Origin of the sequence: Brevibacillus sp. AF8, from assembly GCF_021270385.1 — a bacterium.
Taxonomy (GTDB): Bacteria; Bacillota; Bacilli; order Brevibacillales; family Brevibacillaceae; genus Brevibacillus.
This window is the reverse complement of record NZ_JAGQDN010000035.1, coordinates 11848-28361: the sequence shown is the minus strand read 5'-3', so window position 1 is coordinate 28361 and position 16514 is coordinate 11848. Positions and strand designations below refer to the sequence as shown.

19 protein-coding genes are annotated in these 16514 nt (G+C 48.0%); all 19 read left to right on the top strand.

Features of this window, described 5'->3' with window-relative positions; genetic code table 11:
- The first annotated feature begins 121 nt into the window (after positions 1–121).
- The 19 genes from KB186_RS27585 to cysK all read left to right on the top strand — a co-directional run bounded on the left by KB186_RS27585 (position 122) and on the right by cysK (position 16450).
- On the top strand, positions 122–826 hold the full coding sequence (locus tag KB186_RS27585) for a hypothetical protein (RefSeq protein WP_232774787.1): 705 nt from the start codon (positions 122–124) through the stop codon (positions 824–826).
- Positions 826–1665 (top strand): hypothetical protein, encoded by an 840-nt coding sequence (locus KB186_RS27580; protein WP_173612450.1) that lies wholly within the window; start codon positions 826–828, stop codon positions 1663–1665. Before KB186_RS27585 ends, KB186_RS27580 begins: the two co-directional genes overlap by 1 nt.
- Positions 1666–1678: 13 nt before the next feature.
- Positions 1679–1825, top strand: coding sequence for a hypothetical protein (locus KB186_RS27575; RefSeq protein WP_007725181.1), 147 nt, complete (start codon positions 1679–1681; stop codon positions 1823–1825).
- 484 nt (positions 1826–2309) lie between these two features.
- Complete coding sequence (locus KB186_RS27570; RefSeq protein WP_229088192.1) at positions 2310–2633, top strand: hypothetical protein; 324 nt, start codon at positions 2310–2312, stop codon at positions 2631–2633.
- A gap of 3 nt (positions 2634–2636) precedes the next feature.
- On the top strand, positions 2637–2789 hold the full coding sequence (locus KB186_RS27565; protein ID WP_173612452.1) for a hypothetical protein: 153 nt from the start codon (positions 2637–2639) through the stop codon (positions 2787–2789).
- On the top strand, positions 2789–3205 hold the full coding sequence (locus tag KB186_RS27560; RefSeq protein WP_232774786.1) for a hypothetical protein: 417 nt from the start codon (positions 2789–2791) through the stop codon (positions 3203–3205). Before KB186_RS27565 ends, KB186_RS27560 begins: the two co-directional genes overlap by 1 nt.
- A 55-nt stretch (positions 3206–3260) precedes the next feature.
- Complete coding sequence (locus tag KB186_RS27555) at positions 3261–3824, top strand: hypothetical protein (RefSeq protein WP_221869318.1); 564 nt, start codon at positions 3261–3263, stop codon at positions 3822–3824.
- A 137-nt stretch (positions 3825–3961) separates the two neighbouring features.
- Positions 3962–4303 (top strand): DUF3870 domain-containing protein, encoded by a 342-nt coding sequence (locus KB186_RS27550; RefSeq protein WP_173612455.1) that lies wholly within the window; start codon positions 3962–3964, stop codon positions 4301–4303.
- Between the two features lie 136 nt (positions 4304–4439).
- The gene (locus tag KB186_RS27545; protein ID WP_172143247.1) at positions 4440–5378 is read left to right on the top strand and encodes an ABC transporter permease; all 939 of its coding nucleotides are present in this window, start codon (positions 4440–4442) and stop codon (positions 5376–5378) included.
- Between the two features lie 26 nt (positions 5379–5404).
- A complete protein-coding gene (locus KB186_RS27540; RefSeq protein ID WP_370646718.1) occupies positions 5405–6292 on the top strand; it encodes an ABC transporter permease in 888 nt (295 codons plus the stop codon).
- Positions 6293–6297: 5 nt separating this feature from the next.
- On the top strand, positions 6298–7323 hold the full coding sequence (locus KB186_RS27535) for an ABC transporter ATP-binding protein (RefSeq protein ID WP_173612457.1): 1026 nt from the start codon (positions 6298–6300) through the stop codon (positions 7321–7323).
- Positions 7324–7440: 117 nt separating this feature from the next.
- Positions 7441–9099, top strand: coding sequence for a peptide ABC transporter substrate-binding protein (locus KB186_RS27530; protein WP_173612458.1), 1659 nt, complete (start codon positions 7441–7443; stop codon positions 9097–9099).
- A 150-nt stretch (positions 9100–9249) separates the two neighbouring features.
- Entirely contained in the window at positions 9250–10344 is a 1095-nt protein-coding gene (locus KB186_RS27525) for a dipeptide epimerase (protein WP_173612459.1), read from the top strand.
- Between the two features lies 1 nt (position 10345).
- Entirely contained in the window at positions 10346–11263 is a 918-nt protein-coding gene (locus tag KB186_RS27520; protein WP_221869322.1) for a C40 family peptidase, read from the top strand.
- Between the two features lie 25 nt (positions 11264–11288).
- Positions 11289–12248 carry an ABC transporter ATP-binding protein gene (locus tag KB186_RS27515; protein WP_173612461.1) on the top strand — a complete coding sequence of 320 codons (960 nt, stop codon included), beginning with the start codon at positions 11289–11291 and terminating at the stop codon, positions 12246–12248.
- A 250-nt stretch (positions 12249–12498) separates the two neighbouring features.
- On the top strand, positions 12499–13443 hold the full coding sequence (locus KB186_RS27510) for a sigma-70 family RNA polymerase sigma factor (protein WP_088910250.1): 945 nt from the start codon (positions 12499–12501) through the stop codon (positions 13441–13443).
- Between the two features lie 188 nt (positions 13444–13631).
- A complete protein-coding gene (gene hslO / locus KB186_RS27505) occupies positions 13632–14504 on the top strand; it encodes an Hsp33 family molecular chaperone HslO (RefSeq protein ID WP_173612462.1) in 873 nt (290 codons plus the stop codon).
- 28 nt (positions 14505–14532) lie between these two features.
- Positions 14533–15435 (top strand): peptidyl-prolyl cis-trans isomerase, encoded by a 903-nt coding sequence (locus tag KB186_RS27500; RefSeq protein ID WP_232774783.1) that lies wholly within the window; start codon positions 14533–14535, stop codon positions 15433–15435.
- Between the two features lie 82 nt (positions 15436–15517).
- Positions 15518–16450 carry a cysteine synthase A gene (gene cysK / locus KB186_RS27495; RefSeq protein ID WP_173612464.1) on the top strand — a complete coding sequence of 311 codons (933 nt, stop codon included), beginning with the start codon at positions 15518–15520 and terminating at the stop codon, positions 16448–16450.
- Positions 16451–16514 lie beyond the last annotated feature (64 nt).

The following is a 16514-nucleotide window of genomic DNA, read 5'->3' as shown; positions in this document are numbered from 1 at the left end:
TAAGGGATGGAGAAGTCCCCGCGTATTCTTCCCGCGTACAGTTGAGGTATGGAGAGAGAAATTTTTAAGCCATTCTACCCGACGCATGATGTATGAACGCTTTGATCGTTGGTGTCAAATTGTGGGGGGTACACCAGAAGGGTTCGTATTACTATCCCTGATTGGCGGGATAGCGGGATTCATATCGGGTATTTTGCTAGGGAATATGATTGTATCCTTATCGCTTTTTCTCCTATTGCTCTTGCTGCCAACACTGATTTTATACGCAGGCTATACGGTACAAATGAATAAAAAAATCAGCTCATTTTGTCGTTTCGTAGAGTTGTTTGCCCGTTATTATAACAGTCGCAAAAACATCGTCCTTACCTTTCGCGAAATGATAGAGGAATGCCCCAAAGAATTATTGCCTGACCTCCTTCTGCTGAACAATAGCCTTTCGGATGGGGGAAACTCGGTTGTGGCAGTGGAACAATTTGCGCAGAGACTGGACCATCCGTGGGCATTTGATTTTGCAACGTATATATCCAGCGGTTTGGAAGGAGAAACAGAAGATATTCAATCACCTCTAAATCGGTTAACAAATGAGATGTTTGTACAACAAGATGAAAAGCATGAGCGTGACAGTGAAATATACTCCATTTGGATCAGCCTCCTAATCGTCATAGCAATTTGCATTTGCTTGATCCCCTACAATCAAGGGCTGCTTCAAGATTCTTATCGTCTCTATTTCTACACGCCAGATGGACAAGCCATATTAGCGATTGCGGTGACTGTGTGGATTTTTTCGATCCTATTGGCTTTTATTTGGGGAAGGAGGTATCGCTAATGCCAATGCTAATTATGTATACCTACCTTGGATTAGGCGCTCTATTTGTTTTTAGTGCAGCGTTTATGATCGGAAAGTATTTGTTTCATAAGCAAAAGCCAAAACTGTTTGTTTCTGGGGTGTGGTGGGAAAAGTGGGAGCAGGCACTCAAGCCTGACGAAGACGATAAATGGGAGCAGTTACTATCGCGAGCAGGAAGGCCTTTTGGATGGGGTAAACCGGAGTGGGTGTTTCTGCAATTGTTGACTGGAAGTACCGTTTGCATCCTGATTCTTATGTGGGTCGTCGTGAGTCGAATGGAATCATTTCCACTGCTATCGATGTGCCTGGCATCTGCAGGCAGTTACATGCTGCCGTACATGGGCTTGAAGATGTGGGCAAATCACAGGGAGGATATGCTGAGCACAGATATCGCCAGATTTATCAATCGCTATGTGACCCTTTTAGAAAATCAGGTGCCCATTTACAATGCCATGGTCAAGGCAGCAAGACCGACTAGAAAGCTAAGGGAGTATATCCCTACTTTATCTGAGTGGAACAGAGACCCTAATGAAGCACTTGAGAGCTTTAAATACAAAATTGGTGTCGACGACGGAATTATCCTCGTATCGAGCATGCGTACAATTGAAACGCTGAGCGAAGGACAAGTAAGTGCTACTATGCAACGAATGGAATGGGCTGTCGATCACCGAAGAATGTTTCGTCATCGAAAAAAAATAAAGTCTTTAGGGATTGGCTACACGGTCATTGTCTACCCGGCTTTTTACATGGGGTTATTGGTAGCCATGTTTCCTTGGTATAAGCTGCTTACAGAAATACTGGATAAATATTTGACCTGAGGAGGAGCAACTCATGACGAAGCTATTATCTATCATCATGTGCATCGTTTTCTCTTTAGGAATAATTGTTTCTAGCCTGTCTGAAATAAACACATCGGTAGTAAGAGAAGACGGGCTGAGAGATCGAGCAGTTGGGTGGATCGATAAAGCCATACCTTAAATCACGAATGAGAAAAGGGGAAAATTGAGATGTCCAAAATGTTTTTTATATTTTTAGCATGCGTCATGGTATTAGGGATCGGTGTCAGCAGTTATGGTAATGAGTTAAGCCCTGCAGCAAACGATTCTGCTGAGAGCATTAACCAATCCATCACATCGCTGAACTACGATACTCGAAATGAAAACATCAACTTTAGGATGCAAAACGGAACATCCTATACGTCGTCAAACTGATGTTGCACATACACGTATTTCTGATCATTTCGATTATGGTAGGGAGCTTGTGCGCGGTGTTTTGGAATCTCCAACCAGAGGAGCAGCTTAAACAGACACAACGAGAAAGGGTGTATCGAGCAGCGACGGTGATCTTCCATTAAAGAAGAGCTGGCGTTTCTAAAACGATGGTGAAAGCAAAAGTCTTTCTTATATGTCTACTGGTCCTTCTAATGATCACTTCCGCATTGGGAGCTTATCACTTGTACGCAATGGAAAGGGCGATTGCCCGTGGAATCTATGCCGACTTACTGGATGATATGCAGGACATCGGATATTTAGAGCCGACGTTAGCAGATTACTATCTTCTGAAAATGAAAGAATTGGGGTGGGAAGTGACAGGAGATGCGTTTGCTGGCAGCTGGCCTCGAACCGAGAGCGAGCGAGCTCGTAAAGAGCGGCAGGAGGTTATTACCTTGTCGGTTACCATCCAGCCTTCAAAAGTGACCCAATGGCTGCACAAATTTGTAGAGGGGGATACATCCTTTTCCTTTACGGGAAGCCGTCCGTCCGAATACTTCGATCCAGGGTGGTAGTGCATGAATAAAATGATTAGCATTTTGGCTGTAATGGCGATTATTTTGCCTTTGACGGTAGGGTTGCTTCTCACCGGTCCGCAAAATCTGTTTTCGGCATGCACGCAGTTTTTCGGCGATTTGCTCGCGGAAGTAACGCGTTTTGGTACAGGCTAATGGGTCAATTAATCGCTGTGATACTGAACATTATGGTTATGCTACTCGTTCCATTAGGGCTTTTACAGGTACATACGGTTGTTCAGGCCAGGAACGAATTATTGGAAGTGAGCGCGGCCGCTACGAAATACGTTAGCAACCACGGAGGGACGAGTGAAGCCAACCTGCAACAAGAGGTTCGGGCATTGATCGCTCAGGAGCTGAGTGAGAAAAAGTTTTCCATTCCAGATCAGGACCTGTTTGTCAGTGTCACTCGGACTCGTTCACTTGATCCCGTTCTGTGGAGCCACGAAGATGAGTTTGTCGTGGAGCTGGCAATTCCATACCCCCGATTTACCTCTTGGATTCCAATGCCGGCTGATTCCTTGCAAGTCCAAAGAATAGGTACGGTTAACATCATGGACTACGATTTGTAAAAGCTCCAGTTAGGAGGCTATCGTTACGGGTATAAATATCTTATCCATTTCGACGATGCTATTCTTTTTGCTGGTAGGTATGTTTATTGTAGATGCAGACATCGCCATGCAGAAAAAAGCAGAGCTGAAGATACTCCTTGAGTTGTCTAATCATCACGCCACCTTTGCTGTTGATCCTGTATTGAAAACAGAGGGTGTGATTGATCTGCTAGAAGACGAGGCCCTTGAACGTTTTGATGACAGAATGTATGAGAATGGTGGCTATCGTCGTGAGCAAGCCATGTTCGTCCCTCAAGCAGACAGTGTGACCACGGATCCCATTCCTTTCTCGCGCTATTATGTGGATTTCCGTTCGTGGCGCAATGACCACCAATTACGCCTACAGTACAATGGGACAACCCTCGTGACAGAACGAGCAACAAAAGGGCCAGCTCGTCCGGGAGGTGGTATGCTGCAGATTACCGTCGTAACTGAGCATGGAGAAGAATTGCACCTCGCACCAAAAACAATGGTCGGTCCATCCCATGTCGTAGTTGCCTACATTGACGAGCGGCCGTTTCTGCCGCTGCTGCCGCCACATTCGTTTCCGGTCGTATCTGTAGAAGAACTGAAAGATTAGTCAGACTTATTTACAAATTGCAAATTTTTCTGGTACTATGTAGGAAAGTGCTTACCCAGCTTGCGATTGTGAGGAAGTCGCTCTCCGAACATCCCGTTTGCCGGTCCGTTAAGCATAGTAAAAGTGGGGTTATTGATTTGTTTGATAAAGATACCATTTATATCGTAGGCGATGCACAGTCCTCTTCGAACAATCCGATTACACAGCAATTCAGTGCTTTTTTTATCGGATTGGTAGTCGATACTTCCAACGACAAGATCGTAGATGCGGCCTGTTCCTCTACAGTCCAACTGACGTCTGATTTTGCTCGGTCGATCTTTATCGGTCATTCGATTATGGCGTCGGACGAAATTGGCGAAGAGATTCGTTTTCGGTATTTTGGATCTTCCCAAAAAACATTGATCGCAGCGTTTAAGGACGCGCAAAAGAAGTACAAACAAGCAGTTTCCACGAGAAATAAAGCCACAGTCACCAAATGAATACACCCGCTGCTTTATTTATTCGTATGCACGGCATACACGTAAGTAAAACCCAGCAAATGCCATGATCGCGTGCATTTGCTGGGTTTTTTGCTTATTACGAGAGGTCAGTTTTTGATGAAAAGGAGGAGAGTCCTTGCTATCTTTTGTCTTCCGCAGATTTATCTCCATGATCGTGACGTTATGGCTCATCATTACCCTCACCTTTTTCCTGATGCATGCCGTTCCAGGATCTCCTTTTGAAAAAGAAGGAAAGGCATTAAACGAAGCAGTTGCAGCGAACCTCAATGCCTACTACAACCTGGATAAGCCACTACTTGTCCAATACGGGCTGTACTTGCAAAAGCTGGTGCAGTTTGACCTTGGACCATCCATTGCCAACAGCTCAGATACGGTCAACAAAATGATCGCCCGTGGATTCCCCGTCTCTTTTCAACTCGGTCTGATATCTGTCGTTTTTGCGATTGTCACCGGTATCGCGCTTGGTGTGATCGCCGCGCTACGACATAACCGTCTCATTGATTATCTTGCTATGATTATTGCTGTTATCGGGATATCTGTTCCCAGCTTTGTTGTTGCTTCCTTATTAATCAAATATTTGGCGGTCGAGTGGAAGCTGTTGCCGACTGCAACGTGGGGGTCTTGGCAGCATGTGATTATGCCAGCACTTGCATTAGCGTTTGGTCCGATTGCGATTATCGCTCGTTTGACCCGTACCAACATGCTGGAAGTGTTGACCCAGGAATACATTGAAACTGCTCGTGCAAAAGGGCTGTCTCCAGCGACGATTGTGTTGAAGCACGCACTGCGTAATGCGATTTTGCCTGTCGTCACGCTTTTAGGCGCACTGATTGCCAACGTTTTAACGGGAAGCTTTGTGATCGAAAAAATATTTGCAATTCCTGGGATGGGGAAATATTTCGTCGCTGGCATTAATAACCGCGACTATTCCGTCATTATGGGAACGACCGTCTTCTATAGCGCACTTTTGATTTTCCTGATGTTTGTCGTCGATGTACTATACGGCATCATTGATCCACGAATTAAGCTGCATCGAAAGGAGAGCGAAGGATGATCGTTTCTGATGATTTATTTATCCCTATGCGAAAAGACAACCTCAATGCGGAAGCGATTATGCGACCTCAACTGACGTTTTGGCAAGAAGCTTGGCTTCGGCTCAGAGGAAACAAGCTGGCTCTGATGGGGTTGGTGATTATTATCCTGCTTGGGATTATGGCTACGATTGGGCCGATGATCTCTGGTCATGAATACGCCAAACAGTCGATTATTATGAAAAACAAACCTCCATCCGAAGCGAACTGGTTTGGTACTGATGATTTTGGTCGCGATGTGTTTACCCGTGTTTGGTATGGTGCACGCATTTCCCTGTTTGTCGGTTTGACGGCAGCGCTTATCGATTTTTTCATTGGTGTCTTGTATGGAGGAATTGCCGGATATATGGGCGGACGAATCGATAATATCATGATGCGCTTCGTCGATATTTTGTACGGACTTCCTTATTTGTTGGTTGTGATTTTGCTGATGGTCGTCATGGGGCCTGGACTTTTAACCATTATTATCGCGTTAAGTGCGACTGGCTGGATCGGGATGGCCCGGACTGTGCGCGGTCAGGTTCTGCAAATGAAAAACTCGGAGTACGTACTGGCGGCAAAAACAATGGGGGCAAAGCCTTTCTACATCATTCGCAAGCACCTGCTACCCAACACAATTGGCATCATCATCGTCTATGTTACGTTATCTGTTCCATCTGCGATTTTTGCAGAGGCGTTTCTGAGCTTTCTCGGTCTTGGTATTCAGGCGCCGATGGCTAGCTGGGGAGTGATGGCGAACGATGGACTCCCCACCCTTTTGTCCGGTCATTGGTGGCGGCTCTTTTTCCCTGCTTTCCTCATCTCGCTGACGATGCTCGCGTTCAACGTGCTCGGTGATGGCTTGCGCGATGCGTTCGATCCGAAGTCAAGGAGGTAGGCAACATGAATAAAACGGAAAAGCTGCTGGAAGTCAGTGGGCTTCGGGTCACATTCAAGACGCATGGCGGTGAAGTGAACGCTGTTCGGGACGTGAACTTTACCTTGAACAAAGGGGAGACACTGGCGATTGTTGGTGAATCTGGATGTGGGAAAAGCGTGACTGCAAGGAGCATTATGCGTTTGATCCCGGAGCATATCGGAAAAATCGCAGGAGGAAGCATTCATTTTAAAGGGCAGGACTTGGCAAAGCTGCCGGAAAAGCAGATGCGCGAGCTGCGTGGGAAAGAAATCTCGATGATCTTTCAAGATGCGATGACGTCACTCAACCCGACCATCACCATTGGTGAGCAGATTATGGAGGGAATCATTCGCCATCAAAAGGTCGCCAAAAGCGAAGCCAAGCGGCAAGCGATTGAAATTCTCACCTTGGTCGGGATCGCCAATCCGGAAAGTCGTTTGAAGCAGTACCTCCATCAGTTTAGTGGCGGGATGCGCCAACGGATCATGATTGCGATTGCGCTTGTCTGTAAGCCGTCCATTCTGATTGCGGATGAGCCTACGACAGCGTTGGATGTGACGATTCAGGCGCAAATCATCGAGCTGTTCAAAAGCATTCAGCAAAAGACCGGGGTCTCGATCATTATTATCACGCATGATTTGGGAGTCGTCGCCAAGATTGCGGATCGGGTCAATGTCATGTATGCCGGAAAAGTGGTAGAGTCCGGTCCTGTTCGCGACATTTTTTACAATCCGCAGCATCCGTACACCAAAGGCTTGCTGGCGTCGATGCCTCGTTTGGATGCAGATCGTTCTATTCCGCTCAGCCCAATACCCGGAACACCCCCGGATTTGTTCAGCCCGCCAATTGGCTGTGCATTCGCAGCGCGCTGTGACTACGCGTTGGAAGTATGTCGGAATTACCAGCCTGCGGAGACCCATGTCCATAGCAAACACGCGGTTTCCTGTTGGTTGCAGGACCCTCGGGCGAAGAAGTTGTTAGCGTCGATGCAACCGCCAACAGGGACCTGATTCAAGGCTGTCGAGGGCAGTGGTCAAGCCCGGCTTCATTCGTGTAAAAGAGGGTGTCGTCTGACGTCACTATCCTTTTACGACATACAAAAACAAAAAAATAAGGGGGAAGAAACAGTGAAAAAACTATCAACATTGTTGCTGACAGCTACGCTGGGTGTTTCTATGCTCATGGCTGGATGTACATCGGGTCAACCAGCTGCACCGAGTGAGAATGCACCAGGCAACACGGCTCAGCCAAACGCTCCGACGCCGGGTGATCAAGCGGCAAAGCTCCTGTTGCTGAATAATATCAAGGAACCGACGTCATTGGACCCGCCGATTGGCTTTGATGAGCCGTCCTATAATATTTTGAACAACTTGATGGAAGGCTTGACTCGCCTGGACGAAAATCAAAAGCCTCAACCAGCGGCCGCTTCCGAGTGGACAATCTCCGAGGATGGCAAAACCTATACCTTTACCCTGCGTGACAACAAATGGTCCAATGGTGAACCGGTAAAGGCTCAGGACTTCGAATTCGCGTGGAAACGCATGCTTGATCCTGCACTGGCATCTCCGGCGGCATCCCTCGCGTACATTATTGAGGGAGCGGAGGCATATAACAGCGGTAAAGGTCCGGTGGATGGCGTAAAAGTAAAAGCGGTGGACGACAAAACACTAGAGGTCGTGCTCGCTCAACCAGCTTCCTGGACGCTCCTGTTGGCATCCAACCCAGCTTTCTTCCCTGTACACAAAGCAACTGTAGAAAAAGATCCGAAATGGGCAGCAGAAGCAGCAAGCTTTGTCGGAAACGGGCCATTCAAGCTGACAGAATGGGCGCATGACAGTGAACTGAAAATAATGAAGAGCGATACGTACTGGGATGCAGCAAACGTAACTCTGCCTGGTGCTGTTTGGAAAATGATTGATGACGAGAATACCGAGTATCAAATGTTTACGAACGAAGAGCTGCACAGAACGACAACCGTTCCTGCAGACATGGCAGACCAATTGTTCAAAGATGGCAAAGTATTCGTGCGTGATGGAGCAGGTACAGAGTTTTATCGTTTCAACGTCACGAAGGAGCCATTTGATAATGCCAATATTCGTAAAGCCTTCAGCTTGGCGATTGACCGTAAGACGCTGGTTGACCTGGTGCTGATGCGTCAACAAAAGCCGGGAACTGGCTTCGTATCTTATGGTTTACCTGATGCCAACGGTGAAGGACAATTCCGTGAGGTAGGCGGAGAATTGGTGAACTTCAACCCAGATGAAGCGAAGAAGCTCCTGGAACAAGGAATGAAAGAAAAAGGCTACACAAAGCTGCCGGAGGTTACACTCACGTACCGCAGCGGAACGGCCAACGAGAAAACGGCACAAGCCGCGCAGGAAATGTGGAAGCAGACGCTGGGCGTAGATGTGAAGCTGCAAAAGGTAGAGGGAAAAGTTTTGACGGATATGCAAAAGCAATTGCAGTATCAAATTGCTCGTTCTTCCTGGTTGCCTGACTTCGGTGATGCGATCAACTTCCTCGACATTTTCCAATCGAAGGCAGCAAGCAATCGTACGGGCTGGGGCAATGCACAATTCGACAAGCTGATCCAAGACGCATACAAGGAGCCAGACGATGCAAAACGTCTGAAGCTGCTTCATGATGCAGAAAAAATCTTGTTGGATGAAGCGCCAATCGCACCGCTTTATTTCTATAACACTTCCTTGCTCTCAAGCGACAAAGTGAGTGGTGTACAAAGCTCTTCACTGAGCTACACAGACCTGAGAAAAGCTGTCGTGAAGTAAGAAATAGTAAGTAGGGAGAAGTCATTTCAGGCGGATGAAATGACTCTCCCCCTTTTTTGCTAGAATTTTTAATAGTGCTATAATTTAGTATGTCTATGAGAAAAAACACAACGAAGGAAAGCACGAGTGCTGGAGAAGATGGAGGAAAACATGATTATTCAAGCCATCGAAGTAAAACGAATTTCTGTACCATTGAAAAAGCCTTTTAAAACGGCTTTGCGTACGGTGCATAGTCTGGAATCGATTCTGGTGAAAATCACCTGCGACAACGGTATGGTCGGGTGGGGCGAAGCTTCGGCGACTGTCGTCATTACCGGAGACAGCATCGAGAGCATCGAGTCAGCGATTATGAATACGATGAGACCTCAGCTCATCGGCTTGAATTTGCTTGCCTATGAACGAGTTTTCCAAACCTTGCACCAATCCATGGTAGGAAATACGAGTGCGAAGGCAGCGGTAGACATTGCGTTGTACGACCTTATTTCTCAGCGAGCAGGAATGCCGTTGTATCAATTCCTCGGGGGCTACCGTGACCAATTGGAAACCGATTATACCGTTAGCGTGAACTCCCCGAAGGAAATGGGCGAGGATGCGGCTCTCTACCTCAAGCAAGGCTTTCACGTACTGAAAATCAAGGTCGGCAAGGACAACATCGAGGATGACATTTTACGCATCCAGGAAATTCGCAAATCCGTGGGCAATCAGGTGAAGATTCGTCTTGATGCCAACCAGGGATGGAATGTAAAAGAAGCGGTCCAATCGATTCGCAAAATGGAGGACATGGGTCTTGGCATCGAACTCATTGAGCAGCCTGTAAAAGCGCATGATCTGGAAGGCTTGAAGCGGGTAACAGATTCGGTCGATACGCCAATCATGGCTGACGAGAGTGTGTTTTCACCAGCGCAGGCCCTGCAGGTGTTGCAAAACCGTGCGGCAGACATGATTAATATCAAGCTCATGAAGGCTGGTGGCATTTACAAAGCACAATTGATCAACCAATTGGCTGAAGAGCACGGTATTCCATGTATGGTTGGCAGCATGATCGAATCGCGTTTGGCTGTATCAGCAGCAGCTCATTTTGCGGCCAGCAAGAAAAACATCACCCGCTTTGATTTCGATGCCCCGTTGATGCTTTTGCACGATGGTATAGAAGGTGGCGTAACGTACGAGGGCCGCTTGATGCGCATGCCAGAAGAGTCTGGGCTCGGTATTCGTTCCGTCAGCCTGTGGGAGGGGGAGAACTAAGATGAAATCTGCTATAGTTTCTGTTTCTGTCGCCACTGTGTGGACCAAGCCGGAGTCGCCGCGTGATATTGACCAAGTAGCGCTCCAATCCCCGGTAGATGCACGAAGCTGGCTCGCTTCCCTTACTGTAGAAGAGAAGCTTGGTTTTTACGACAATAACGCGATTCAAACTCAAGCGCTGTATGGTACCCGCGTAGAGGTAGTCGAGGAGCAAGGGGAATGGTCACAAATTCTGATTCCTGATCAGACAACGAACAAAAACGCAACAGGCTATCCCGGCTGGGTACCGTCTCGTCAGCTAGCACCGTGGTCAGATGCTTTTGAGGTACAGCAAGGCCAAAAGCTGGCAATGGTCACGGCGGCGTTTACCCGTCTACATACAGCCGACCAAAAGCCAGACCTGGAGCTTGCGTTTTTGACCAAACTGCCGCTGATTGGGGAAACCGCGGACTGGGTAACGGTAGCGACACCGAACGGTACAGGACTTTTGCCAAAAGCAGACGTCCAAATCGTCAGAGCAAACGAGCCCATCGAGCTTTCCGGTAATCGTGGAGAGGCAATCGTAGAAGCTGGCAAGCGATTCCTCAACCTGCATTATTTATGGGGCGGCATGTCCTCTTACGGGTATGACTGCTCAGGATTTGCGTACAACATGCACCGATCTGTCGGTCTCCAGATCCCGCGTGATGCATCTGATCAGGCAAAAGCCGGACAGCTCGTGGAAAAAGAAGCGTTGCTTCCGGGGGATCTGCTGTTTTTTGCCCATGAAGAGGGGAAAGGCAGAGTTCATCACGTGGGCATTTATATGGGGAATGGTGAAATGATTCATTCTCCGGATTCGCGAAGTGCCATCGAGGTCGTCAAGCTGGATGGCTACAAGCTCGAAAAGGAACATTGCATCTCCAGACGATACTGGTAAACGGATAACGGGGAGGAGTGGCCAGATGCAACGAAAGAAGCTGGTCCAGGTAAAGAGCCTGACAAAAACCTTTACGTTGGGTAAAGGGCTCTCACTTACGGCAGCGGACAATGTTTCCTTCGATATATACGAGGGAGAAACGTTTGGACTGGTAGGGGAATCTGGCTGCGGTAAATCGACCACAGGCCGTACAATTATCGGATTGTATCAACCGACGACAGGTGAGATCATTTTTGACGGGCAAAACGTCCACCAGGCATCATCTGCTGAGCGGAGCAAACTGACACGCCATATGCAAATGATTTTTCAGGACCCATATGCTTCTCTGAACCCCCGAATGAACATAGCGGAAATCATTTCGGAGGGCCTGCATCTAAATGGGCTATATAAAGGGAAGGAACGGATAAAACGAGTGATTGAGCTATTGGAGATGGTTGGTTTGCAAAAAGAGCATGCCAACCGTTTCCCGCACGAGTTCAGTGGTGGTCAGCGACAGCGGATAGGGATTGCGCGGGCACTTGCCGTCAATCCTACCTTCATTATTGCCGATGAGCCGATTTCCGCACTCGATGTTTCGGTTCAGGCACAGGTCGTTAATTTAATGAAGAAATTGCAGCAGGAACAAAAGCTGACGTACTTGTTTATCGCGCATGATTTGGCAATGGTCAAGCACATTAGCGATCGTATTGGCGTCATGTATTTGGGCAATATGGTCGAGATGACTGCCAGTGAAATCCTTTACGAATCACCGAAGCATCCTTACACGCAGGCGTTGTTGTCGGCCATTCCTGTCCCCGATCCCGACTTGGAGAAAAGCCGTGAGCGCACCATTATCGAAGGAGACGTTCCGAGCCCGATCAATCCACCTAGCGGCTGTGTGTTCCGTACGCGCTGTCCGGTAGCCAAAGCAGTATGTGCCGAAAAGAAGCCCATCTGGCAGGAAGTAGACACGAACCACTTCGTCGCCTGTCACTTGTATCAGTAGCCTTTGGTTTTATCAGAAAATTCGACATTGTCTTTTTGCCATCCTTGGTGTTAGGGATGGCTTTTTCTTCATAAACTTTTAACTCTAACCTATGAAAGGGCTTTCATCAACTGTTCTGAGAGGAGAACTGTTAATATTCTGTTAACTGGCAGGAATCGAATGGGTTTTGTCGAAATACGGATACAGTAAAACATTCCGTGACTCACCTACTTCATCGTGATCTTCCATTCCAGAGAAGTGAGGGTTGCATATGACTCTGAGTACCTCCTCGTTCCATTCAACTCCCCGTCGCTGGCGGGAAGTGGAGACACAGTTGGGAATTGTTGTCCCTAGATCGCTTCGATCGGACACTTCTGCTCTACTGTTTTTGGAAAGCGTCGCTGCAACACCCATGTTGGACAAAGAAGAAGAGCTTGCTTGCCTGATTCGCTATCAAAGGGATGGCGATCTTGAAGCACGTGAAACGATTGTGCGCGCCTATTTACGATACGTAGTTAGTACCGCTTTGCGCCATTTGAAAAGAGGGATGCCGTTCCTGGATTTGATTCAGGAGGGCACGATAGGTTTGTTTACCGCGATTGACAAATTTGATGTGGGACGAGGCGTGCGTCTCTATCATTACTCGCACTGGTGGATTTCTCAAGCGATCACCCGTGCCATCAACGACAAAGCAACTTTGATTCGCATTCCTGTCCACATGCATGAGCAGATTCGCCAGTATCAGAAGCAAGTCCTACATCTCGTCCATGCTTTGAACCGGACGCCAGATCGACAGGAGATTGCCGTACTCTTGGATATTCCATTAGAAAAGGTGGAAGCCATTGAACTGGCTCTCATGATGAAGATGGAATCCATCGACGCTGAGCTGGACAGTGAGAAATGGCAGGCTTGGCATGAAGACGAGAGCTTGAGCTACGCAGAAATCATGGATGATGGGTTGTCCTCGCTGGATGACTGGATTGAAAAAGTAGACCTTCGCTCGCAAATGCGCGCAGCGTTGGAGCGACTTAGTCCCCGCGCCCAAGAAATTATCTCCATGCGTTATGGTCTCTATGATGACCAAGTGTATACGCTGGAGGAAGTGGGGAAAATGTTTGGGCTTACCCGCGAGCGTATTCGCCAAATTGAAGCGACGACGATTGACCGATTGCGAACACAAAAAGCTTCGCACGTATTAAAAGATTATTTAACCTAACATAGGATTGGTTATTACGGCCCCTCTTCGTACAGAGGGGTTTTTTCTGTCAGAAATGGTCGAATTGTCAAAGTGTCAGACTCACAGCGGGAGAAGCGTAGTCTTTTTCTCCTTGTGGTAAACTGGTAAGATAGCTTCATGATTTTTTCGCTATTTTAAAGAGGGAGTTCGAAAAGGAGGATCGCTATATGGGCGATTATATGATAAGAGCAACGGGTTTTAATGGGCATGTTCGTGCATTTGCCGCACGCACGACGGAATCTGTCGAAGATATGCGTCGTCGTCACGACATGTGGAATACAGCGACAGCAGCAGCGGGACGTACGCTGACTATTACCTTGATGATGGGGGCTATGTTAAAAGGAAACGAGAGCCTCCATGTCAAAGTAAAAGGAGGCGGACCAATCGGGCAGATTATGGCGGAAGCAAACGCACATGGTGAAGGAATCGCGTATGTATCCAACCCGCACGTCCACTTTGAGCTAAACGAAAAAGGCAAGCTCGATGTAGCGCGTGCAGTGGGAACAGACGGGTTTGTGTACGTAACGAAAGATCTCGGTCTCAAGGAGCCGTATCAAGGCAGTGCGCCAATCGTCTCTGGTGAGATTGGAGAAGACTTCACTTATTATTTTGTGATGTCCGAGCAAACGCCTTCAGCAGTAGGGGTGGGTGTACTGGTGAATCCAGAAGACCGTTCTGTTTTGGCGGCGGGTGGTTTTATTCTTCAGCTGTTGCCAAATACGCCTGAAGAGGTTGTGGCAGCAATTGAAGAGCGTTTGGGACAGCTTCCACAGGTTTCTCGCATGATTGGCGAAGGTTTGACTCCTGAAGAGATTTTGGCCCGCGTCTTGGATGATCCAAAAATCCTGAGCCGCACGGAGATTCAATTTAGCTGCAAATGTACAGCGGATAAGGTTGTTCAGGCACTGATCAGCATGGGACGCGAAGAAATGGAAAGTCTGATTGAGGAACAGGGCGAAGCAGAAGTACACTGTCATTTCTGTAATGAACGTTACCATTATGACAGATCCGCGTTGGAAGACATCCTGAAAGACATGTAAGCGCGGCGTCAAGTAGGGGAGTGTTGGCATGACCAACGTAAAAGGGTTGTGGGCATTCATTGGGGCGCTTGTATTGTTGCTGCTTGCCGTTACCTGGGCATGGTACCAGGCATCAGGCAAGCTGCAGCCTGCCGCCATCGTAGGGGATAAGACGATTAGCAACGACGAGTATGTAACGGCGCTGAAACAAAAGTTCGGTAAGCAAGTGCTAAACGACATGATTAATCGGGAAGTCGTTTTTCAAGAGGCGAAGCGATCCGGCATTACGGTTGATCCGAAGCAGCTGGAGCAAGAGCTTTCCCAGATTCGCGACAGTTACGGCAGTCGGACAGACAGCGAGTTTGAGGCTGCGCTAATCAAACAAGCGGGGACGACCGTGGAAGCCTTGAAGCAGGAGATTTCTTATCAAATCCTGCTGCAAACCCTGGCAACGAAGGACATGACTATCAAGGATGAAGAAGTGCTAAACGTCTACAATAGCCGATCTGACCGTTATACCCGACCGATGCAGATGCGTTTAGGACAAATCGTCGTGGCTTCACAAAAAGAAGCGGAAAAAGTTTTGGCTGATTTGAAAAACGGGGCCGACTTTCAGACGATTGCCAAAGAGCGTTCGATTGATGCAGATACAGCGGCGAGTGGCGGGGATGTAGGCTGGGTTTCCATCAAGGATAATCGATTGCCTGACGAGGCGAAGCCCATCGTAGAAAAGCTGGAGAAAGACAAACATAGCGAAGCGATCAAAATACAGGATCAATACGTCATTTATCAACTGATAGAGCGTAGGGAAGCCAGTCAACGGACGTTTGAAGAGGTAAAAGAGGAGCTGCGCCGAGAAATCGCATTTGCCCAGGTCGAGTCGCTGGATGTCGTGCTGGAGCGATTGCGAAAATCGGTAGGGGTCCAGATTTCTGGGCAAATGCCTCATTGACCAAATAGGCTACCGTTGATATAATTATGTCAATAAATCCTAGCATTTTACTCGGTTATGAAAAATAGGAGGGGCAGAACATATGCGCGTGGCTAATTCCATTACCGATTTGATTGGATTTACTCCGCTTGTAAAGCTAAATCGTGTTGTCACCGAAGATATTGCAGACATTTACTTGAAGCTGGAGTTCTTCAACCCGGGCAGCAGTGTAAAAGACCGAATTGCGTTGTCGATGATTGAGGCAGCAGAGGCAGACGGAAGTCTGAAACCGGGTGATACCATCATTGAACCTACGAGCGGAAATACCGGTATTGGACTCGCGATGGTTGCTGCTGCAAAAGGATATCGTGCTATTCTGGTCATGCCAGAGACGATGAGTATGGAGCGACGCAACCTGTTGCGTGCGTATGGTGCAGAGCTGGTCCTCACACCAGGCAGCGAAGGGATGGGCGGAGCGATTCGCAAAGCGGAAGAGCTGGCAAAAGAAGATAGCTCGTATTTCATTCCGCAACAATTTAAAAACCAGGCAAACCCGGGCATTCATCGTGAGACGACTGCTCGTGAACTGTTGGACCAAGCCAAGGAAATTGGCGGCGTAGATGCGTTTATTTCCGGTATCGGTACAGGCGGAACGATTACGGGTGTAGGGCAGGTTCTTCGTGAACACTATCCGAATGTACAAATCGTGGCTGTTGAGCCTGCGGCTTCGCCGGTTTTGTCTGGCGGCAAACCAGGTCCACATAAGATCCAAGGTATCGGGGCTGGCTTTGTTCCAGAAATTCTCGATACTCAAATTTACGACGAAATCATTAAGGTAGAAAACGAGGACGCTTTTGAAACTGCGCGTCGTGTGGCTCGTCAGGAAGGCATTCTCGGTGGGATTTCTTCTGGAGCAGCGATCCATGCGGCTCTGCAAGTAGCAGCGAAGCTCGGCAAAGGCAAAAAAGTGATCGTTGTCATTCCTTCGAATGGGGAGCGTTATTTGTCCACGCCTCTATATCAGTTCGAAGATTAATTGTAAAAAGATACCGCAAGACCACGGAGCCGCGTTGGCCACGTGGTCTTTTCTTTTTGTATCA